We start from the raw sequence: 19,512 nt of genomic DNA on the forward strand, positions 1-19,512 counted from the left end.
CGGGTCGGCCCCGGGGCTGCCGTGGTCAGCGCTGGGGGAGGGTGCGGATGGAGCGCACGAGGCTCGCGAACGCCGCTTCCTCCGCCTCGGTCAGCTCGACCGACTCCATCGGGTGCGCCTCCGCGCGGCGCTGGGCGGGGATCGCGGCGATCCCGGCGAGGCCCGCGACGCGGGGCTCGGCCTCCGGCCGGTGGTGGAGGCGGGCGCCCCAGACCAGGCGGCCGAATCCGGCCACCCACAGGAAGACGGCCACGAGCAGGACGGCGATGCCGATGTGCTGGGCGGGGGAGATCGAGGGGAGCACGCGGACCTCCGGGCGACGGGCAAAGACCGGGCGTGAACACACTCAACACCACAACCCGGGCCGAAGGGACCGGGATGTGGCGAGCGTCACGCCAGGGGCGAAAGTCCCCAACTTCCCCGTTCTGCCCGTTTTCCCGGCCACGGAACCACCGGGCTGCCGCTCCGCGGCCCCCGGTGCCGGAGCTCAGGGTTCCAGGTGCAGCTTGAAGCCCTCGTGGCTGCGGGCGAAGCCGAGCCGCTCGTAGAACCGGTGGGCGGCGCCGCGCCGCTTGTTGCTGGTCAGCTGCACCATTCCGCAGCCGCGCCCGCGGGCCCGCTCCACGGCGAGCCGCATCAGCTCGGCGCCGAGCCCGCCGCCGCGCCGGTCCGCGCGGATTCGGACCGCCTCCACCAGCGCCCGTTCCCGGCCGCCCTGCCCGAGGCCGGGTATGCAGGTCAGCTGCAGGCAGCCCACCACCTCGTCCCCGTCGGCGAGGACCAGCATCTCGTTGCGGGCGTCCGCCCCGATGGCGGCGAAGGCCCGCTCGTGGGCCTCGGTCACCTCGGCCCGCTCGGCGCCGTTGTCGTCCAGCAGGGCGAGTACGACGGGCAGGTCCCGGTGGGTGGCTTCGCGGAGGATCATGGCCGGAAGTGTGGCAGAGGGCCCGGCCGGGACGGCGGCCGGGCCCTCTGCGGACCGGAGGCCGCAGCCCCCGTGGGTCGTCCCACGGGGGCTGCGGGTGCATGGCGGTGCGGTGCCGTGGTGTTACGGGCGGAAGCGCAGCACCTGCGGGTCGTGGTCGCTGTTCTGCGCCGAGAACTCCGCGTTGATGTGCACGCTGTCGTACGTGTAGCCCTTGATCGTCGGGCTGACCAGGATCTGGTCCAGCACCTGGGCGTTGCCCTGGAAGACGTACGAGTAGCGCTCCGACTTCGGCAGCGACTTGATGGCCGAGTACAGCGCGCCGCCGTCCTCCAGCGCCTTCGTCGTGTCGGAGAACTCGAAGTCGTTGATGTCGCCGAGGGCGAGGACCTTGGCGTTCTTGTCGGCGGCCAGGAGCTCCTTGACGAAGGTGTTCACGGCCTGCGCCTGCTGCAGCCGCTTGGCCTCGGAGGGGCGGGCCGGCGGCTGGTGGTGGGAGGTCAGGGCCTCGTCGCCGCCCTTCGAACCGAAGTGGTTGGCGATCACGAAGACCGTGCGGCCGCGGAAGACGAACTCGCCGGCCAGCGGCTTGCGGCTGTCCTTCCACGCGGGGTTCGCCGGGTCGATGCGGCCCGGCGAGTGGGTGAGGGCGGCGCGGCCCTTCTCCGTGGTCACACCGGTGGCGGTGGTGGCGTCGCCGGCGGCGCGGTCGGTGAACGAGACGCGGGCCGGGTTGAACAGGAACACCTGGCGGATGTTGCCGCCGGGCTCGCCGCCGTCCTGGTTGTTCGACGGGTTGACGGTGCGCCACTGGTAGGCCGGGCCGCCCGCGGCCGCGATCGCCGTCGTGAACTTCGTCAGGGTCTGCTCCGCGGACACCGTGCCGTCGTTCTTGGCGCCGTTGTCGTCCTGGATCTCCTCCAGGGCCAGGATGTCGGGCGAGGCCAGGTTCTCCACGACCGCCTTCGCGAGCGCGTCGAACTTCTCCTGCGGGTCGCTCGGGTCGAGGTTCTCGACGTTGTACGTGGCCACCGCGAGCTCGCCCGGCGCCTGCGCCTTGGTCTTCTCGGGGGCGATGGTGCCCTTGGCGAGGGTGCCCAGGGTGCGGGCCACCAGCGTGTAGCCGCCGAACTGGTTGAAGTCCAACGGGCCTTCGGTGGTGCCCGTCAGCTTGTCGCCGACGTTGGCGACCGGGAAGGGCTGCTGCGCGACCGGGGCCAGCTGCTGGACCTTCAGGCGGCCGGTGTTCTGGGACTCGTAGGAGCCGTAGAGGGTGCCGCCGCGCTTGGCGGTGTTCTCCCAGCCCTTGACGGTGACCCACAGCTCGCCGTACTCGGCGGCGGTGGCGCCGACGACACGCGAGGTGCCGATGGCGACGTTCATGCCCTCCAGGGACTCGTAGAAGTCCAGGGCGTAGCGGGACGGGTCCAGGGTCAGGCCGTTGATGCTGCCGGCGGCGGCCTGGTCGCCCGCGGGGGCGTAGGCGGCGGGCACGGTGTACTCGTTGACGGCGGTGGCCTCGGGCAGGGCGTTGCCCGAGGAGACCACGGTGACGGTCGGCTTGGAGATCTGGGTGACCGACTGGTTGCCGGAGTTGACGCCGCCGGGGATGTACTCGCCGACCAGGCCGGAGACCTTGACGGCGTCGCCGACGGCGACGGTCGGGGCGGAGCCCGTGAAGACGAAGATGCCCTCGCTGGTGGCGGCGTTGTCGTCGGCGTCGGGGTCCTGGATCCAGAAGCCGCGCGAGCCGTAGGTGCGCACACCCGTCACGATGCCCGCGACGTCGGCGACCGGCTTGCCGTTCAGCGGGGATATCCGGGTGGTGCCCTGGATGTCGTGGATGCGGACCGCGCCGTCGGCCGCGGTGCCTTCGGCCGCGTCGGCGGTGCCCGTGAGCAGGCCGGTGGCGAGGGCGCCCGCGACGAGGGCCGCGACGGCGGCGGAGCGGGGGTGTGAGGAGTGCATGGTCAGGTACTCCGGTGTGTGGAGGAGAAAAGCGGAGGGGGCGTCGCGGTACTGCGTGGAGCGGTACAGCGGCGGTGCCTTGGTGCTGCGGTGCGGTACTGCGGTGCGAAATGGCCGGAAATCTGCGGTGGTCGACGGGCTGGCCGTGCGTGGTCCGCAGGGATCCCCGGGGTCCCCCTAATATCTACGCGCGTCAATTTCCTGGGTGATCAGGGACGTTGTCAAGACCTCCAGGACATACGGAGGCCGACTGTGAGATGAACCAAAGGTGTGACCGCCGGACACGTCCGAATTGCGTCTACTCTGGTGCGCCGGACGGCCGCTGACGGCCCTCCGACCGACCGCGTCCGCGAGGAGACCCATCCCATGTCCGCAGAGCCGCGTTCCACCCTGCCGCCGGTACGGCTGCCCTCCGACGCGGAACTCGCCCGAGACGCCCTCGTCGCCCCCCTGTTCGCCCGCGCCGTGCGGCTGGCGCGCTGGGTCGGCCCCGGCACCCGCGTCGACGGCAACGGCGAACTCGACCGGGCGCAGCTGCCCGAGGCGGCTGCCGCGCTCGGCCTCGACCCCGCCGACGCGGACGCCCGCGCGGATGCGAGCCGGGCGTGGCGGACGGCTCTCGACACCGGCCTCGTCGAACTGACCGAGCCGGAGGGGCCGGAGGCGGACGGGGTGGGGGCCGGCGGTCCGGATGCGGGTGGTCCTGATGCGGGCGGCCCGCATGCGGACGGCCCGCATGCGGACGGCCCGGATGCAGGCGGGGCAGGGGAGTTCGGCGGCGCCGCGGCCGGCGAGGACCTGGCGCGGGTCACCGGCGGCGCACCCGCCGAGGTGCTCGACCTGTGGCTGTCCGCCCTGGACGCCGTCCTCGCCGACGCGGCCGTGCCCGGACTGGACGACCTCGTCGACGCGCTGGACGAGGGCGGCACCATCGACTTCGACCGGCTCGACTGGAACCCGCAGCGGGAGGCCGACTTCCTCGACGGCGTCCTCGCCAACCTCTACCTGCTCACCGTCGCCGACAGCGGAGCCGAGCGGGGCGGCGCGTTGCCGCTGCCCGTGCTGGCCGCCTCCATGGTGGTTCCGGACGGTATGGCCCGGCCCACGGACGCCGTGCTGGAGCAGGTCTCGGACGCGATGATGCGCCTGGACGACCAGTTCCGGCAGCTGGAGCCGATCGGGCTGGTCGAGTACCGGCCCGTCGACGAAGCGCTGATGGCGCAGTCCGACGACGAGGAGTCCGCCGAAGCCGGCCCGAGCGAGCTCGACGCGGAGGAGGTCTCCCGGTACGGGATGGTCCGCCTCACCCCGCTCGGCCTGTACGGGCTCCGCGCGCGCATGCGGGAGGCCGGCATCACGGCCCCCGCCGTCGGCGAACTCGCCGACAAGGGCGCCGACGCGCTGCTCGACGCGGTCTGCGACTACCCCGAGGGCGCGGCCCAGGCCGAGATCGGACAGTGGCTCGCCGACCGCGAACTGCCCGACTCCGTCGCCGAGCTGCTGTCCGCTGCCCGCGGCTCGGACCAGGGCGCCCCGCTGCGCCGGCTGCGCTGCCAGCAGGCCCTCGCGTCCGCCGGGGAGGGCGCCGAGCCGGCGGTCCGGGCGGTGCTGGACGACCCGGAGCTCGGCGGCCTCGCCCGGGTGTGGCTCGCCGAGCGCGGGGCCGCCGACGTACCGGCGCCGAACGGGGCGATGGTGTACTGGCTGACCGTCGACACCATCGCGGCGCAGCTGGCCGCGGACGCGGAGGCCATGGAACTGCCCCTGCTGATGGAGTCCCTGACCGCCCACCACACGGGCTTCTTCGACCAGGCGTGGCGGGTGGACCACCCGGCGACGGGGGAGGTGCTGGAGGCGATGGGCCGGCTGCACCCGGACAGGAAGGCGGCCAAGGAGGCCCGCAAGGCGGCGTACAAGGCCCGCTCGCGCCGGCTCTGACCCGGCAACAAGCGCGGGAGGGCAGGCGGGCGGAGGGGAGCCGGCGGGTGGAGCGCGCGGGCGGGTGGAGCGCGCGGGCGGGTGGAGGGGGCGGAACGAGCCGTTCCTGAGTGGGTGTCGGTCAATACGGCCGGGCGGCAAGCGGACGGCTCGCCGCCGGGGGTAATTCAGCCGCCGTTCACGTGCGGGCGCGAGCGTGTGCGCCGCGCGGCAGCCCCGGCTGCCGTGCGGGACGTCCGCTCACAACGACAGGCGCACCATCTCCCACACCCCCTGGAGTGACCCGATGCCGCTCAGCCGTAGAGAATTCACCGCCCGAACCGTCGTCGCCGGTGCGGGAGTCGCGCTCACCGGGACGGTCGGCGCCCTCGCCACCGCCCCGGGGGCGCTGGCGGCCGACGACAGCGCGCACCGCGACGAGCACGGCCGGCCCTGCGAGCCCGGCTACGGCCCGCTCCTGTCCGACCCGGCCGGAATCCTCGCCCTCCCCGCCGGCTTCCGGTACCGCGTCCTCACCCGCAGCGGCGTCACCCGCCTCGAATCCGGCGAGTCCACCCCGCAGAAGCACGACGGCACGGCCGCCTTCGAGGGCCACCGCGGAGTCACCCTCCTCGTCAACAACCACGAGCTCAAGGGCAAGCGCGCCGACTGGGCCCACCCCGTGCCGCTCGCCGAGGGCCTCGTCTACGATCCGGCCGCGGCCGGCGGCTGCACGGTCGTCGAGGTCCGGCGCGGCGGAGAGGTCGCCGAATGGGTCGGCATCGCCGGTACGTCGACCAACTGCGCCGGCGGCGCCACCCCTTGGGGCACCTGGCTCACCTGCGAGGAGACCGAGGACCGGGCCGGCAAGAACGGGATGACCAAGGACCACGGCTACGTGTTCGAGGTCGACCCGCACGACCGCCGCGCCAACCGCGCGCCGCAGCCGGTCAAGGCCCTGGGCCGGTTCGCGCACGAGGCCGTCGTCATCGACCCCCGCCTCGGCCACGCCTACCTGACCGAGGACGCCTCCGGCCCCAGCGGGCTGCTCTACCGCTGGACCCCGCCGAGCGGCTTCCGCCACGGGCGCGGCAGGCTCCGTACGCTCGCGGCCGACGCCGGGGTGCTCGCGGTCGCCAAGTGCTTCGACAGCGGCGGCCGGTTCGTCGACGACCTGTCGCGGGCGACGAAGACCGGCACGGTCTACGGCGTCGACTGGGTGGCCGTACCGGACCGCGACGCGCAGACGGTGCCGGTGCGCAAGCAGTTCGGGGACGGCGCGGTGACCCGGGCGCGCAAGCTGGAGGGCATGTGGTGGGCCGACGGCGGCGCCTTCTTCGTCTCCTCGTACGCGCGTGAGGAGAGCCCGGGCGCCGCGCACGACGGCCAGGTGTGGTTCTACGACCCCAAACGGCGCACGATCACGCTGAAGGTGCTGCTCGGAGTGAACCCGGACCCGGCCGGGGGCGCGGCCGACGACGGCCCCGACAACATCACGGTCTCCCCGTACGGCGGGCTGGTCATCGCGGAGGACGGCGAGGGCCTCCAGCACCTGTTCGGCGCCACCGAGTCGGGACGCACCTACCCGCTGGCCCGCAACGAGCTGAACATCGGCACCGCGGAGGAGCCGGAGTACTCGGAGTTCGCGGGTGTCTGCTTCTCGCCCGACGGGCGCACGCTGTTCGCCTGCATCCAGGAACCGGGCATCATGCTGGCCGTCACCGGGCCGTGGCGGCGCACACCGCGCTGACCCTTCCGTTGTTGCTAGTGCTGTTGCGGCTGCCGCCGTTGCCGTGTCCGTACCCGCTGTGCGGGCACGGCTGCGCCGCCGCCCTCACGGGGCGGCGGCGACCTCGACGGGTTCGGCGCGGCTGGCGCTGGCCCATTGTTCGAGCAGGAACTCGTACGCCGCTGAGGGCCATTCGTCATCCACCCGGGTCTCGACGAGGTGCCGTATCGCCTCGTTCGCCTCTGCGGCGGACGGGCGGGCGGGACCCGCGGGCCTGAGTGTGCTGTACATGGTTTCCAGGCTACGGGCGGACACGGACCGTCACTGCCGGTTTAAGGGTGTAATCCATCACCTTCGCCGGCGGCCGGGACCGCCGGTGGTCGCCCCATGTGCCCGCCCACCTGCTCAGAGTGTCTCGGCGCCGGGCTTCACCATGCCGCGCACTGTGCGGGACTTCACAAACTCCCCGATGGCCGTCATCTCCCATTCGCCCGAGAATTGCCGGACCAGTTTCGCCATCATCACCCCGGTCTGCGGCTCGGCACCGGTGAGGTCGAAGCGGACGAGCTCCTCGCCGCTCGCCGCGTCGATCAGGCGGCAGTAGGCCTTGGCGACCTCGGTGAACTTCTGGCCGGAGAAGGAGTTCACGGTGAAGACCAGGCCCGTCGCCTCGGCGGGCAGCCGGCCGAGGTCCACGACGATCTCCTCGTCGTCCCCGGCACCCTCGCCGGTGAGGTTGTCACCCGAATGCCGGATGGCGCCGCCCAGGATGGACAGTCTGCTGAAGTAGCAGCTGTCGATGTGGTTGCGCTGCGGGCCGTACGCGATGACGGACGCGTCGAGGTCGATGTCCCGGCCGCGGAAGGCCGGTTCCCAGCCGAGGCCCATCTTCACCTGGGAGAGCAGCGGGCTGCCGTTCTTGACGAGGGACACCGTCTGGTTCTTCTGGAGGCTGACCCGGCCCTTGTCGAGGTTGATCTTCCCGGTGCCGGCCGGAGCGGCTGCGGGCGCGGCGGGTGTGGCGGGTGTGGCGGGCGGAGCCGGCGGGGAGACCGGGGCGGCGGGGGTGTGCGGGGCGGCCGCGGGTGCCGGGGCCGGTTCCTCGTCCACCGAGACCCCGAAGTCGGTGGCGATGCCGGCGAGGCCGTTCGCGTACCCCTGGCCGACCGCGCGCACCTTCCACACACCGCCCCGCTGGTAGACCTCGACGACCACGAGCGCCGTCTCCGTGCCCAGCTGCGGCGGGGTGAACGTGGCGATCACCGCGCCGGTGTCCGCGTGCCGCACGGTGGCGGTGGGCTCGATGCCCTGGAAGGTCTGCCCCGCCGCGTCGGGGCTGGCCGTGACCACGATCCGCTCGATGCCGGGCGGCAGCCCGCCGGTGTCCACGGTGATGGAGTCGGGGGCCGTACCGCCGCCGGAGCGGTGGCTGACACCGGGCCCGGAGGGCTGGTTGTAGAAGATGAAGTCGGCGTCGGAGCGCACCTTGCCGTCGGCCGCGAGGAGGAGCCCCGACACGTCGAGCCGCACCGGGGCAGCCACGTCCACCGTCACCCGGACGGCATTGAGCGGCAGGTTGGAACCAGGGGTCATAGCGGTCATGCCCGGAGAACGACCGGGGGTGCCGTGCCGTTCCCCCCGGGGCCGAGCGGAGGGGCCGGTTGGGGGACAGGCGGGCGGCCGGGGTGCCGGGGCGTGTGCGGTGCGGGCGGTGCTGAGGTGTCTGCCGTGCCGGGGTGGCTGCGGTGCCGGGGCGTCTGCGGTGCGGGCGGTGCCGGGGTGGCTGCGGTGCGGGCGGTGTCGGCGGAGGCGTCAGCGGCGGTTGCGGGGGTGGTTCTTGGCCGCGCGCTCGTTCCCGAACTTGTACGCGCCCGTCCAGCGGGCCATCACGAGCTGCGCGTCGCCGGCCTCCACCTCGGCCAGGAACTTCTCGGCGCGGGCCCCGCGCAAGGTTCCCGCGGCCCGGCCCCGGTGGGTGATGACGACGCTTCCGTCGCCTCTTCGCTCGTACGTGAATCCGTGCGGTCTCGGCATGGGCCGCAGCCTGCCCCGCTCGGGGCGGGGCAGGCAACGGAATTTGCCGGACTCAGCGGCCGGCCCGGTCCGCGGCTTCGGTGACGCGGCGCGGCAGGCCCAGCGGGTTCGCCTCGCGCAGCTCTGCCGGAAGCAGCGGCTCCGGCACCGACTGGTAGGCCACCGGGCGCAGCCAGCGTTCGATCGCGGTGGCCCCGACCGACGTGGAGTGCGAGGTCGCGGCCGGGTAGGGGCCGCCGTGGTGCTGGGCCGGGGCCACCGCGACCCCGGTGGGCCAGCCGTTGACCACGACCCGCCCGGCCAGCGCCGTGATGCGGGAGACCAGCTCCGCCGCCGGGCCGGGGGCGCCCTCCGCCTCGGCGGCGGACAGCTGGAGGGTGGCGCTCAGGTTGCCGGGGAGCCGGTCGAGCACCGCCCCCGCCTCGTCCTGGTCGGCGTACCGGACGACGACGGTCACCGGGCCGAAGCACTCCTCCAGCAGCACCTCGTGCGCCGGGCCCGCCAGCAGGCTCGCGGCAGGCACGGCCAGGTACCCCGCGCCGACGGTGTGCTCCCCGGCGGGGCCCGGTGTGACGGGCGCGGTGACGCCGGGCAGCGCCGCCCGTTCGGCGACCCCCGCGATGAAGTTGTCCCGCATCCGGTGGTCGAGCAGGACGCCCGGACCGGTCTCGCCGAGCGCCTTGGTGAGGGACTCGGCGAGCCGGTCCCCGGCCGCGCCCTCCGGGACGAGGACCAGGCCCGGCTTGACGCAGAACTGGCCGACGCCGAGGGTGACCGAGCCCGCCAGCCCGGCGCCGATCTCCTCGGCGCGCTCGGCGGCGGCGTCCGGAGTGACCACGACGGGGTTGAGGGAGCCGAGTTCCCCGTGGAAGGGGATGGGGACGGGGCGCGCGGCGGCCGCGTCGAAGAGCGCCCGGCCGCCGCGGAGGGAGCCCGTGAACCCGGCGGCGGTGACGAGCGGGTGGCGGACCAGTTCCAGGCCGGCGTCGAACCCGTGGAGCACGGTGATCACCTCACCCGGCAGCCCGACGGACACCGCCGCCCGGCGCAGCAGCGAGGCGCACAGCTCGGAGGTGGCCGGGTGGTCGGGGTGCGCCTTGACGACCACGGGGCAGCCGGCGGCCAGCGCGCTCGCGGTGTCCCCGCCGGGGACCGAGAACGCGAGCGGGAAGTTGGAGGCGGCGTAGACGGCGACGACGCCGAGCGGCACCTTGTAGCGGCGCAGTTCGGGGCGCGGCGGGGTGAGGGAGGGGTCCGGCCGGTCGATCCGGATGTCGAGGTAGCCGCCGTCGGCGACGGCGTCGGCGAAGGCGCGCAGCTGGCCGGTGGTACGGGCGAGCTCGCCGGTGAGCCGGCCCGGCCCGAGGGCGGTCTCGGCGTCGGCGGCCTCGACGACCTGGTCCGCGGCGGCGTCGAGCAGGTCCGCGGCGGCGCGCAGGAACGCGATGCGGGCGGTGCGGTCCGCGAGCGCCGGGCGGGCGGCGTGGGCCGCCCGGACGGCTTCGTCGACCTCGGGGGAGCCGGCTTCCGCCGCAACCTGCGCCCGCTGCTTCCCGGTGCGGGGGTCCACACTCCAGACTGGTGTCCCTGCCATGCCGCACTGCCTCCTGGATCTACGCCGCCCCATGCGTGGCGTTCAGTATTCTGAACGCCGTTCCGATGGGTGAATGATCTCCATCCGTTCCGGACTCTATTTCCGCGTCTTTCGCGTGACAAGAGAACAAGAGGGGCAGGAAGGCGAATGGCCAGAGGTGAGCGCATCGAGTTCGAGGATCCGGCGGCAGCGGCAGCGGCAGCGGCACCGGGCGGGAGCGGGGGCGAGGGCTGGGGCGGCGGCGAGGGCGGCGGCCCCGACGAGTCCGCCGGGGCGGGGGGCGCGGCCCCGGCGGCCGTGAAGTCCGCCGTCCGCACGGTCGTGTTGCTGGAGCACTTCGCGGCGCGGCCCGGCCTGCACAGCCTCGCCGACATCCAGCACGACCTCGGCCTGCCCAAGTCGAGCCTCTACATGCTGCTGCGCACGCTCGTGAATCTGGGGTGGGTGGAGACGGACGCCACGGGCACCCGGTACGGCATCGGCGTACGGGCCCTGCTCGTCGGCAGCTCCTACATCGACGGGGACGAGGTGGTCGCCGCGGCCCGGCCCACCTTGGACCGGCTCTCCGAGGACACCACCGAAACGATTCACCTGGCCCGGATGGACGGGCGGAGCGTCGTCTACCTGGCCACCCGCCAGTCCCAGCACTACCTGCGGCCGTTCACCCGGGTCGGGCGGCGGCTGCCCGTGCACTCGACCGCGCTGGGCAAGGCGCTGCTCGCCACGCACTCCGACGAGGAGGTGCGCACGCTGCTGCCGCGGCGGCTGGAGGCGGTCACCGAGCACACCGTCACCGACCGCGAGCAGCTCATCGAGGAGCTGGAGGCCGTGCGGGAGCAGGGGTACGCGGTGGACCGGGAGGAGAACACGCTCGGGCTGCGCTGCTTCGGCGTGGCCGTGCCGTACCGGACGCCGGCGCGGGACGCGGTGAGCTGCTCGGTGCCGGTGGCCCGGCTGACGGCGGACCACGAGGAGGCGATCAAGGCAGCGCTGTTCGCAGCCCGGGACCGGCTGTCGGTGGTGACCCGGCGCATGTGAGGCGGAGGCTGAGCCGGGGGTGGAGGGGCCTCTCCCCCGCATGGGGGAGGCGGTTCACCTTCGCGGGGGAGGTGGCGGGGCGACGGGCGCGCGACTGTTGAGCCATGACGACACGAGCGATGCGACGCACGACCGACCCGCCGATGACGACCGACCCGCCGCCGACGACCGACCCGCCGGCCAGGGCGGACCCGCCGAACGAGACGCTCCCGGCGGACCCGGCGACTCTGACGAGTGCGGCGACCCCGGTGCAAAGGTTCCTGCGGGCGGCCGCCATGATCGCCACCGTGCCCTACATCGCCCTGAAGGGCGCATGGCTGGCGGGGAGCCGCATCGGCATACCGGACGGCAGCGTGCTGCTGGAACCCGGGCTGTTCTCCGCCGTGGCCAACGCCTTCACGATCGCGATGGACGCCTGTGTGATCGTGCTCGCGCTGCTGCTCACCCGGCCCTGGGGCAGACGGGTGCCGGGGTGGCTGCTGGTCGTCCCCGTGTTCACGGCCACCGGACTGCTCACCCCGATCATGACCGCCTTCCCGGCCCAACTCGCGGTCAGGGCGCTGGGCTTGGGAGCCGGTGAAGCGGTGGAGGCCGGGCGCGAGCCGTTCCTCGACGAATGGGTCTTCGCCGTCGTCTACAGCGGCTTCATCATCCAAGGACTCGCCCTGGCCGGGCTGTTCGTCCCCTATGCGCGCGAGCGCTGGGGGCGGTGCCGGCAGGGCGTGCTGGGCACGCGGCTCCCGTCGCCCACGGGGGTGGTGGCGGGAGCCGCGGCCACGGTCGGCGCAGCGGTGGCAGCGATACACCTGTACTGGGCCTTCGGCGGTACGGCCTGGCTGGACGCCAAGCAGGTGGCGCAGTACTCGGCGGAGACCGGCGTGGGCTCGGCGGTCCACGGGCTGTGCGCGCTGGCGGCGGGCGCCGGGGCGCTGTTGCTGGCCCGGGGCGGGGCGCTGCGCGCCCGGTGGCCGTTGGCCCTCGCCTGGGTCGGGTCGTCGGCGACGCTCGGCTGGGGGCTGTGGATGCTCGTGGCGATGCTCGGTCTGGAGTTCGGCGACACCGCGCACATATCGCCGATGATCTTCCTGGCCTACGCTGGCCAGGTGCTTGCCGGCTGCCTCTCCGCGGCCGTCCTGGCCCGGTTCACCCGGTCACGCCTCGCGGCCTGAGCCGACCGCCGGGAACGGCCGCGGGGCAAGCGCCGGAACGGCCGCGAGCGATGGAGGGGACGGGCCGGAGAACGTACGGGCCGAGCAGAAGATGGACCGGAGGGGGCGCGCCCGGAGGGAGCCGGGCGCGGGCGGAAGCGGAACGAGGGGGTGGAGTGATGCGGACGGGGGCGTGGGCCGTGGGGATACCCGCCGGCCTGGGGCGGGTGCTGGGGTCGCGGGCGCGGCTGCGCTGGGTGCACCTGATCCTCGGCGGGGCGCTGCTGATGCCGTACTTCCTGCTGGCGCAGGTGTTCGTCGGTGTCCTCGCCGGCGGGGTGAACGCGCTGGCCTCCACGCCCCTGACGTTCATCGCGTACGGGGTCTCGGTGCCGCTGGCCGCGGCGACCGGTGTCCTCGGGCTGGTCCGGCAGATGTCGGTGGTCGCGGTTCGGGCGCTGTGCGGGGTGCCGGGGGAGCAGCTGGCCGAGGGGCCGGCCCGGTCCTGGGCGGCCCGGGCGAGGACCGCCGCCTGGTGGTCTCTTCACCTGGGGATCGGGGCGCTGGTCAGCGGGATGAGCCTTGCGGTGCCGCCCATGGCGGTCGTGCTGATCCTGCTGCCGTTCCTGACGGCACTGCGGGAGATGCCGGTCGGGTCGGGCTGGTTGAGCACGGCCGCCGATCCGTACGTCGCCCCGTTCCTCGGGATCGGCCTGCTGGCGGTGCTCGTGCTGTGCGCCGCCGGGGCCGGGGCGCTGCTGGCCCGGCTCGCCCCCGTCCTGCTCGGGCCGACGCCGGCGGACCGGCTGGCCGCGGCCGAGGAGCGGGCCGCCGACCTGGCCGTGCGCAACCGGCTCGCCCGGGAGCTGCACGACGCGGTCGGGCACGCCCTGAGCGCCGTCACCCTCCAGGCGGTCGCCGCCCGGCGGGTCCTCGACAGCGACCCCGCATTCGTACGGGAGGCGCTGGCGGCGATCGAGGACACCACGCGGCGGACGGTGGGCGAGCTGGACACCGTACTGGGCCTGCTGCGGGACGGGGACCAGGCCCGGCCGGACGCGGCGCCGGCCCCCACCCTCGCCGCCGACCTGGACGGGCTGCTCGCCCGGACCCGGGCCGCCGGCACCACCGTCACCGCCCGCCAGGATCCCGGACCGGTGGGGGACTGGGCCCAGCTCCCGGCGATCGCCTCCCGCGAGGCGTACCGGATCGTGCAGGAGGGCCTGAGCAACGCACTGCGGCACGGCGCCGGACCCGTCGAGCTGCGCATCGCCGTCACGGACGCGCGGGACGCGGGCGACGCATCGGCCGGCAAGGACAGCGCACACCGCGCACACCGCGCACTCCGCGAACACAGCGCACACCGCGAACTGGAGATCACCATGACCAATCCACCGGGCAGCGGCGAGGGTCCCGCGCCGCGCACCACCGGGGGCCGCGGGCTGCGCGGCGCCGCCGAGCGGGCGGCCCTGCTGGGCGGCCGCGTCGAGGCGGGCCCGCACGAGGGGCTGTGGCGGCTGCGCGCCGTCCTCCCGCTCGGCGGGGGCTCCGGCCGGGGCTCCGGCGGGGGCTCGCGATGAGCCGGCCGCCGCTGCGCATCGTGCTCGCCGACGACGAGCGGATGGTCCGCACCGCGCTGCGGGTCATCATCGACGCCGAACCCGACCTGGAGGTCGTCGGGGAGGCGGCCTCCGGCGCCGAGGCCGTCTCCGTGGTGCGGGAACTGGCCCCGGACGTGGTGCTGATGGACGTCCGCATGCCCGGTGTCGACGGGATCCAGGCCACCGAGCAGATCCTCGCCACCCTGCCCGAACCGCCGCGGATCATGGTCGTGACCACCTTCGAGAACGATTCCTACGTCTACGACGCGCTGCGCGCGGGCGCCGCCGGCTTCCTCCTCAAGCGAGCCGATCCGGACGAGCTGCTCGGCGCGGTCCGGCTGGTGGCCCGGGGCGACTCCCTGCTGTTCCCGGCGGCCGTCCGCGCCCTCGCCGCCTCCCACGCGGCCGCCGCCCCCGGAGCCGCCGCCCCGTGGGTGGCCCGGCTCACCGACCGCGAGGCGGACGTCCTGCGCCTGATGGCCACCGGGCTGTCCAACCACGAGATGAGCGAACGCCTCGGGGTCGGCCCGCAGACCGTCAAGACGCATGTCGCCGCCGTCCTGTCCAAGACCGGTTCCCGCGACCGCACCCAGGCCGTCATCGCCGCCTACGAGGGCGGCTTCATCGTCAGAGGGGCCGCAACATGAGGAAAAGCTGAGAACCCGGCCACAAACGGGACAGGGCGGAACGCCCGGACGCCCTCGCACGTCCTTCCGGGAGATGAACAAGACGATCAGGCGTGCGTCGGTCTTCTGTCTGCTCCTCGTGCTGGCCCTGCTTCTCCGGGTCACCTGGGTGCAGGCCTACCAAGGCCAGGCCCTCGCAGACAACGAGAACAACCGGCGGAACCTCATCGGGCAGTACGAGAACCCGCTGGGCAACATCATCGTGGGCGGGGAGGCGATCACCGGCTCGGCCAAGACGGGCGGCAAGGACTTCGGGTACAAGCGGACCTACGTCGACGGCCCGCTGTACGCGCCGCTCACCGGCTTCAGCTCGCAGGCGTTCGGCACGAGCATGCTCGAAGGCGTGTACAAGAAGATCCTCAACGGCTCGGACGACCGTCTGAAGACCGTGATGGACCTCCTCACCAACAAGCGGGCCTCACCGGGCAACGTCCTGACCACCGTCGACAAGGGCGTCCAGAAGGCCGCGTACGACGCGCTGCAGGGCAAGCAGGGCTCCGCCGTCGCGATCGACCCCGCGACCGGCGAGATCCTCGCCATCGTGAACAACCCCTCCTTCGACCCGGGCCGCATCTCCGGTGCCAACGACACCGAGGCCTGGAAGGAGCTGTCCGCCGACAACGGCAAGGCCATGGAGAACGTGGCGCTGCGCAAGCCGCAGGCGCCCGGCTCCACCTTCAAGCTGGTCACCCTGGCGGCGGCCATCGAGAACGGGCTCGTCACGAACCTGGACACGCCGACCGGCACCCCCGACCCGTACACCATCCCGGGGACGAAGACGCAGCTGCCCAGCGAGGCCGGCTCCGCAGCCTGCAACAACGCCTCGGCGCGCACCGCGCTCCGGCTGTCCTGCAACAACGTCTTCGCCGAGCTCGCGTCCAAGCTGGGCCAGGACAAGATGCGCGCGATGGCCGAGAAGCTCGGCTTCAACACGAACGTCGAGACCCCGGTCACGACCCGGGTGCCGAGCAAGTACCCGTCGAAGAAGATGTCCGTCGACCAGGTCGCGCTCACCGGTATCGGCCAGTTCGACGTGCAGGCCACCCCGCTGCAGATGGCCATGGTGACCGCAGCGATCGAGAACGACGGCAAGCTCGTCGCCCCGCACTCGGTCTCCGAGGTCACCGACTCGGGCGGCACCGTGCTGGAGAGCTTCAAGAACCCCAAGGTCCAGCAGGCGATGAGCCCGAAGACCGCCGCCATGCTGCGGGACGCCATGAAGACCGTCGTCGCCGAGGGCGGCGGCAAGCCCGCGCAGGTGTCGGGCGCCGAGGTCGGCGGCAAGACCGGCACGGCCCAGCGCGGTGTGAAGAACAGCCTGCCGCCGCTGGCCTGGTTCACCTCGTACGGCAAGGCGGGCGACAAGCAGATCGCCGTCGCCGTGATGATCGAGAACTCGGACACCGACCGGTCCGAGATCGGCGGCGGCCGGCTGGCCGCCCCCATCGCCCAGAAGATGATGGACGCCTGGCTGAAGAAGTAGCCGGCCCCGCACCACCCCCGCGCGCCGGGAACCGACACGGTTCCCGGCGCGTTTCACGCTCCATGATCAGAGCCGCGCACGCCGCCGACGTCGATGCCATAGCCGCCCTCCACACCCGGGCCCGTGCCACCTACTACCGGGGCCGCCTCCCCGAGGAGGCCTACGCGGGCGCAGCCGAACTCGCGGCGTCCCGTGAGGGCTGGTCCCGTGCCGTGGCCCGCAGCGAAGCCGAGGGGAGGGTGCTGTGCGCAGAGGAGGACGGCCGGCTCGCCGGGGTCGCCGCCTTCCGCACCGGGGCGGGGGAGACCACCCTGACCCAGCTCCACGTCGACCCGGCGCTCTGGCGGCGCGGCATCGGCGCCGCCCTGCACACCGCCTGCCTCGACGCCTGGCGCGCCGCCGGCGTCGACCGGGTCCGGCTGGAGGTGTACGAGCACAACCTCCGCGCCCAGGCCTTCTACGCCCGCCACGGCTGGCGCCAGGACCCTGCCGTCCCCCGCTCCGGCACGCACCTCACGCTCGTGCTGGAGGTCGGAGCCCTGTCCGGGGAATGAGACGCTCCGGGCGGTGGTTGAACGTGAAACCGCCTCGGCTCTCCGCCGGGGCGTCCACCTGAACCGAGAGAAGAAGGAACATGCGCGTCGAGATCTGGAGCGACATCGCCTGCCCGTGGTGCTACATCGGCAAGGCCCGCTTCGCCAAGGGGCTGGCCGGGTTCGCGCACCGCGACGAGGTCGAGGTCGTCTTCCGGTCCTTCGAGCTCGACCCGAACAGCGCCAAGGGTGCCACCGCGCCCGTCGTGGAGATGCTCGCCAAGAAGTACGGCCGCACCCTCGACGAGGCGCGCGGCATGGAGGAGCACGTCGCGGCGACCGCCCGCGCCGAGGGGCTGGAGTACCGCACCGAGGGCCGCGACCACGGCAACACGTTCGACATCCACCGGCTGCTGCACCTGGCCGCCGCCCGCGGCCGCCAGGAGGAGCTGCTCGACCTGGCCTTCCGCGCGAACTTCGCCGAGGAGCGGTCCGTCTTCGACCCCGAGGTGCTGCTCGCGCTCGGCGTCGAAGCCGGACTGGAGGAGGCCGAGGTCCGCGCCGTCCTCGCGGACGACTCCGCGTACGCCGCGCAGGTGCGGGCGGACGAGCGGGAGGCGGCCGAACTCGGCGCCAACGCCGTGCCGTTCTTCGTCCTGGACCGCCGCTACGGGATCTCCGGCGGCCAGCCGGCCGAGGTGTTCACCCGCGCCCTGGAGCAGGCCTGGGCCGACCAGGAGCCTGCCGAGCCGACCCCGACGGCCGACGCCTGCACCCCGGAAGGCGCCTGCACCGTCCCCCAGCCATAACCACCCCCGGCTCGCCGCGGCCACCGGACCCGGCCCGGCCGCGATCGTGCGCCGCCCCGTTCGGCCGCGGCTTGGCGCCGGTCTGGCCGGTCGGCGCCAAGTGCTTGACCGGTCGGCCTGCTGCTCGCCTGCTTGTCAGACCGCCCGCCCGCTCGGCCGGCCGACCTGCCGCGCCGGGCCGACTCGGGCCGGTTCCGCGTGGCAGTCCCCGCCGGGATGCGGGCCGGGGGTCAGCCTGCGGCCGTCGCCCCATGGGCGATGGCGTTGACGGCAACGTTCAGGTCCTGTGCCACGACTGCCACGGGCTCAAGGCGGGCACCGAGTTCGAGGGCGTGTCCCCCGCGGCACCCCACCTGTCGGCTAGCGGCTCGTCCACCAGGTAATTCCGGCTCCCGCGGCGGTTGTTATGGCAGTGATCAGCCAACCCGGAACGCGCTGGATCGTGATGCGCATGGACCCACAGCGAATATCGACCTGTGGAGCCGAAGGGGGCTCTTGGGCACGCGGATTGGGCACCGTCTCTCCTACCGGTCGGAGTGGCTGTCGCCCCCATGTGTAGGGGGTGGCGTTCGTGGCTCACCACATAGCGCGGGGTGGCGCAGGTAGAGCGAATAGAGAGAAATTTCATTGATCGATGCACATGTGTGACCCCTGGGGCTGCGCGGATCCCCCGTGCCCGGGTGCTCCGAGCCGGCTGCCCGGGGCGGCCGCCGGGCGGCTCATGGGCCTGAGGTGAACCGTGAGCGCGAGTCGCGTGGTGGCGTGTCCGCAGGCACGGTGGCGGTCGGTTCGTTCGGGGTGCCGGATGGGGCTGTCGGGTGCGCACGTACAGTGCGGGCATGACCGATGACGTGCTGCATGTGAAGGGGCGGGTGCTCGTCGGACCCGACGACGTGCGCGACGAGCTCTGGGTGGTCGGCGGCCGGATCTCCTACGAGCGCCCGGCCGGCGCCCGTGAGACGACCACGGTGTCGGGCTGGGTCCTGCCGGGCCTGGTCGATGCGCACTGCCACGTGGGGCTGGACGCCCACGGCCCGGTCGACGCGGAGACCGCCGAACGGCAGGCGCTGACCGACCGCGACGCCGGCACCCTGCTCGTCCGCGACGCCGGTTCGCCCTCCGACACGCGCTGGATCGACGACCGGGACGACCTGCCGAAGATCATCCGGGCGGGCCGGCACATCGCCCGCACCCGCCGCTACATCCGCAACTACGCCCACGAGATCGAGCCCGCCGACCTCGTCGCGTACGTCGGCCGCGAGGCGCGGCGCGGCGACGGCTGGGTGAAGCTGGTCGGGGACTGGATCGACCGCGATGCCGGTGACCTGACGGCCTGCTGGCCGCGTGCCGAGGTGGAGGCGGCCATCGCCGAGGCGCACCGGCTGGGCGCCCGGGTCACCGCGCACTGCTTCGCGGAGGACTCGCTGCGCGACCTGGTCGAGGCGGGCATCGACTGCATCGAGCACGCCACGGGGCTCACCGAGGACACGATCCCGCTGTTCGCGGAGCGCGGGGTCGCGATCGTCCCGACCCTGGTCAACATCGCCACCTTCCCGAAGCTGGCGGCGGGCGGCGAGGCCAAGTTCCCCCGCTGGTCGGCGCACATGCGGCGGCTGCACGAGCGCCGGTACGACACCGTGCGTGCGGCCTGGGACGCGGGCATCGCGGTGTACGTCGGCACGGACGCGGGCGGCTCCCTCCCGCACGGCCTGGTCGCGGACGAGGTCTCGGAGCTGGTGCGGGCCGGGATCCCGCCCCTGGACGCCCTGTCGGCGACGGCGTGGGCGGCGCGCGAGTGGCTCGGCCGGCCGGGGCTCACCGAGGGCGCGCCCGCCGACCTCGTGGTGTACGGCACCGACCCGCGGGCGGACGTACGGGCGCTGGCGCAGCCGCTGCGGGTGGTCGTGAACGGTACGGTCCGCGCCTGAGCGGGGCACGGCGGTGCGTCCCCGGTCGGCGCCATCGGTTGACCTCGCGGGTTGACCGCACGGTTGACGTCGTGGTTGACGTCGCGTGACCCGGGTGGCTCGGCGGTCGTTGTAGAGGG

At 73.7% G+C, this 19,512-nt stretch carries 17 protein-coding genes; 10 read left to right on the top strand and 7 right to left on the bottom strand.

The features are described 5' to 3' along the window. Window positions 1–25: 25 nt before the first annotated feature. The 3 genes from ACIQUT_RS25490 to ACIQUT_RS25500 form a co-directional block, all read right to left on the bottom strand. Entirely contained in the window at window positions 26–304 is a 279-nt protein-coding gene (locus ACIQUT_RS25490; protein WP_403565939.1) for a hypothetical protein, read from the bottom strand. Window positions 305–487: 183 nt separating this feature from the next. After that, complete coding sequence (locus ACIQUT_RS25495) at window positions 488–925, bottom strand: GNAT family N-acetyltransferase (RefSeq protein ID WP_403565941.1); 438 nt, start codon at window positions 923–925, stop codon at window positions 488–490. 123 nt (window positions 926–1,048) lie between these two features. Then, window positions 1,049–2,893 carry an endonuclease/exonuclease/phosphatase family protein gene (locus ACIQUT_RS25500; RefSeq protein ID WP_403565943.1) on the bottom strand — a complete coding sequence of 615 codons (1,845 nt, stop codon included), beginning with the start codon at window positions 2,891–2,893 and terminating at the stop codon, window positions 1,049–1,051. Between the two features lie 366 nt (window positions 2,894–3,259). Between ACIQUT_RS25500 and ACIQUT_RS25505 the strand changes: the two genes are divergently transcribed. Beyond that, window positions 3,260–4,831 (top strand): hypothetical protein, encoded by a 1,572-nt coding sequence (locus ACIQUT_RS25505; protein WP_403565945.1) that lies wholly within the window; start codon window positions 3,260–3,262, stop codon window positions 4,829–4,831. A 286-nt stretch (window positions 4,832–5,117) separates the two neighbouring features. Next, window positions 5,118–6,560, top strand: a complete 1,443-nt coding sequence (locus tag ACIQUT_RS25510) for an alkaline phosphatase PhoX (RefSeq protein WP_403565947.1) — start codon at window positions 5,118–5,120, stop codon at window positions 6,558–6,560. 84 nt (window positions 6,561–6,644) lie between these two features. On the opposite strand, the gene ACIQUT_RS25515 is transcribed toward ACIQUT_RS25510, so the two are convergent. The 4 genes from ACIQUT_RS25515 to ACIQUT_RS25530 form a co-directional block, all read right to left on the bottom strand. Continuing rightward, the gene (locus tag ACIQUT_RS25515) at window positions 6,645–6,830 is read right to left on the bottom strand and encodes a hypothetical protein (protein WP_403565949.1); all 186 of its coding nucleotides are present in this window, start codon (window positions 6,828–6,830) and stop codon (window positions 6,645–6,647) included. A gap of 114 nt (window positions 6,831–6,944) precedes the next feature. Continuing rightward, complete coding sequence (locus ACIQUT_RS25520; protein WP_403565950.1) at window positions 6,945–8,141, bottom strand: TerD family protein; 1,197 nt, start codon at window positions 8,139–8,141, stop codon at window positions 6,945–6,947. A gap of 210 nt (window positions 8,142–8,351) precedes the next feature. Further along, window positions 8,352–8,573 carry a hypothetical protein gene (locus tag ACIQUT_RS25525; protein WP_403565951.1) on the bottom strand — a complete coding sequence of 74 codons (222 nt, stop codon included), beginning with the start codon at window positions 8,571–8,573 and terminating at the stop codon, window positions 8,352–8,354. Between the two features lie 52 nt (window positions 8,574–8,625). Beyond that, a complete protein-coding gene (locus tag ACIQUT_RS25530) occupies window positions 8,626–10,167 on the bottom strand; it encodes an aldehyde dehydrogenase (NADP(+)) (RefSeq protein WP_403565953.1) in 1,542 nt (513 codons plus the stop codon). Between the two features lie 147 nt (window positions 10,168–10,314). Here ACIQUT_RS25530 and ACIQUT_RS25535 point away from each other — a divergent pair, with 147 nt between their 5' ends. The 8 genes from ACIQUT_RS25535 (at window position 10,315) to ACIQUT_RS25570 (ending at window position 19,393) form a co-directional block, all read left to right on the top strand. Beyond that, window positions 10,315–11,205 carry an IclR family transcriptional regulator gene (locus ACIQUT_RS25535; RefSeq protein WP_403565954.1) on the top strand — a complete coding sequence of 297 codons (891 nt, stop codon included), beginning with the start codon at window positions 10,315–10,317 and terminating at the stop codon, window positions 11,203–11,205. A gap of 104 nt (window positions 11,206–11,309) precedes the next feature. After that, window positions 11,310–12,374: a hypothetical protein gene (locus tag ACIQUT_RS25540; RefSeq protein WP_403565955.1), complete on the top strand. Its 1,065-nt coding sequence runs from the start codon at window positions 11,310–11,312 to the stop codon at window positions 12,372–12,374. Window positions 12,375–12,532: 158 nt separating this feature from the next. Further along, window positions 12,533–13,933, top strand: a complete 1,401-nt coding sequence (locus ACIQUT_RS25545; protein WP_403565957.1) for a sensor histidine kinase — start codon at window positions 12,533–12,535, stop codon at window positions 13,931–13,933. Then, entirely contained in the window at window positions 13,930–14,601 is a 672-nt protein-coding gene (locus tag ACIQUT_RS25550) for a response regulator (protein ID WP_403565958.1), read from the top strand. Before ACIQUT_RS25545 ends, ACIQUT_RS25550 begins: the two co-directional genes overlap by 4 nt. 73 nt (window positions 14,602–14,674) lie before the next feature. After that, window positions 14,675–16,123, top strand: a complete 1,449-nt coding sequence (locus tag ACIQUT_RS25555; protein WP_403565959.1) for a peptidoglycan D,D-transpeptidase FtsI family protein — start codon at window positions 14,675–14,677, stop codon at window positions 16,121–16,123. 62 nt (window positions 16,124–16,185) lie between these two features. Next, window positions 16,186–16,677, top strand: coding sequence for a GNAT family N-acetyltransferase (locus tag ACIQUT_RS25560; protein WP_403565960.1), 492 nt, complete (start codon window positions 16,186–16,188; stop codon window positions 16,675–16,677). An 80-nt stretch (window positions 16,678–16,757) separates the two neighbouring features. Beyond that, window positions 16,758–17,465: a DsbA family oxidoreductase gene (locus tag ACIQUT_RS25565; RefSeq protein ID WP_403565962.1), complete on the top strand. Its 708-nt coding sequence runs from the start codon at window positions 16,758–16,760 to the stop codon at window positions 17,463–17,465. 839 nt (window positions 17,466–18,304) lie between these two features. Beyond that, entirely contained in the window at window positions 18,305–19,393 is a 1,089-nt protein-coding gene (locus tag ACIQUT_RS25570; protein WP_403565964.1) for an amidohydrolase family protein, read from the top strand. Window positions 19,394–19,512 lie beyond the last annotated feature (119 nt).

Origin of the sequence: Streptomyces sp. NPDC090445, from assembly GCF_044769385.1 — a bacterium.
GTDB lineage: Bacteria > Actinomycetota > Actinomycetes > Streptomycetales > Streptomycetaceae > Streptomyces.

What these genes read in the sequence shown, in the direction of transcription:
- ACIQUT_RS25495 (WP_403565941.1), bottom strand. Translation starts at nt 925, where the DNA reads ATGATCCTCCGCGAAGCCACCCACCGGGACCTGCCCGTCGTACTCGCC.
- ACIQUT_RS25500 (WP_403565943.1), bottom strand. Translation starts at nt 2,893, where the DNA reads ATGCACTCCTCACACCCCCGCTCCGCCGCCGTCGCGGCCCTCGTCGCG.
- ACIQUT_RS25505 (WP_403565945.1), top strand. Translation starts at nt 3,260, where the DNA reads ATGTCCGCAGAGCCGCGTTCCACCCTGCCGCCGGTACGGCTGCCCTCC.
- ACIQUT_RS25510 (WP_403565947.1), top strand. Translation starts at nt 5,118, where the DNA reads ATGCCGCTCAGCCGTAGAGAATTCACCGCCCGAACCGTCGTCGCCGGT.
- ACIQUT_RS25515 (WP_403565949.1), bottom strand. Translation starts at nt 6,830, where the DNA reads ATGTACAGCACACTCAGGCCCGCGGGTCCCGCCCGCCCGTCCGCCGCA.
- ACIQUT_RS25520 (WP_403565950.1), bottom strand. Translation starts at nt 8,141, where the DNA reads ATGACCGCTATGACCCCTGGTTCCAACCTGCCGCTCAATGCCGTCCGG.
- ACIQUT_RS25525 (WP_403565951.1), bottom strand. Translation starts at nt 8,573, where the DNA reads ATGCCGAGACCGCACGGATTCACGTACGAGCGAAGAGGCGACGGAAGC.
- ACIQUT_RS25530 (WP_403565953.1), bottom strand. Translation starts at nt 10,167, where the DNA reads ATGGCAGGGACACCAGTCTGGAGTGTGGACCCCCGCACCGGGAAGCAG.
- ACIQUT_RS25535 (WP_403565954.1), top strand. Translation starts at nt 10,315, where the DNA reads ATGGCCAGAGGTGAGCGCATCGAGTTCGAGGATCCGGCGGCAGCGGCA.
- ACIQUT_RS25540 (WP_403565955.1), top strand. Translation starts at nt 11,310, where the DNA reads ATGACGACACGAGCGATGCGACGCACGACCGACCCGCCGATGACGACC.
- ACIQUT_RS25545 (WP_403565957.1), top strand. Translation starts at nt 12,533, where the DNA reads ATGCGGACGGGGGCGTGGGCCGTGGGGATACCCGCCGGCCTGGGGCGG.
- ACIQUT_RS25550 (WP_403565958.1), top strand. Translation starts at nt 13,930, where the DNA reads ATGAGCCGGCCGCCGCTGCGCATCGTGCTCGCCGACGACGAGCGGATG.
- ACIQUT_RS25555 (WP_403565959.1), top strand. Translation starts at nt 14,675, where the DNA reads ATGAACAAGACGATCAGGCGTGCGTCGGTCTTCTGTCTGCTCCTCGTG.
- ACIQUT_RS25560 (WP_403565960.1), top strand. Translation starts at nt 16,186, where the DNA reads ATGATCAGAGCCGCGCACGCCGCCGACGTCGATGCCATAGCCGCCCTC.
- ACIQUT_RS25565 (WP_403565962.1), top strand. Translation starts at nt 16,758, where the DNA reads ATGCGCGTCGAGATCTGGAGCGACATCGCCTGCCCGTGGTGCTACATC.
- ACIQUT_RS25570 (WP_403565964.1), top strand. Translation starts at nt 18,305, where the DNA reads ATGACCGATGACGTGCTGCATGTGAAGGGGCGGGTGCTCGTCGGACCC.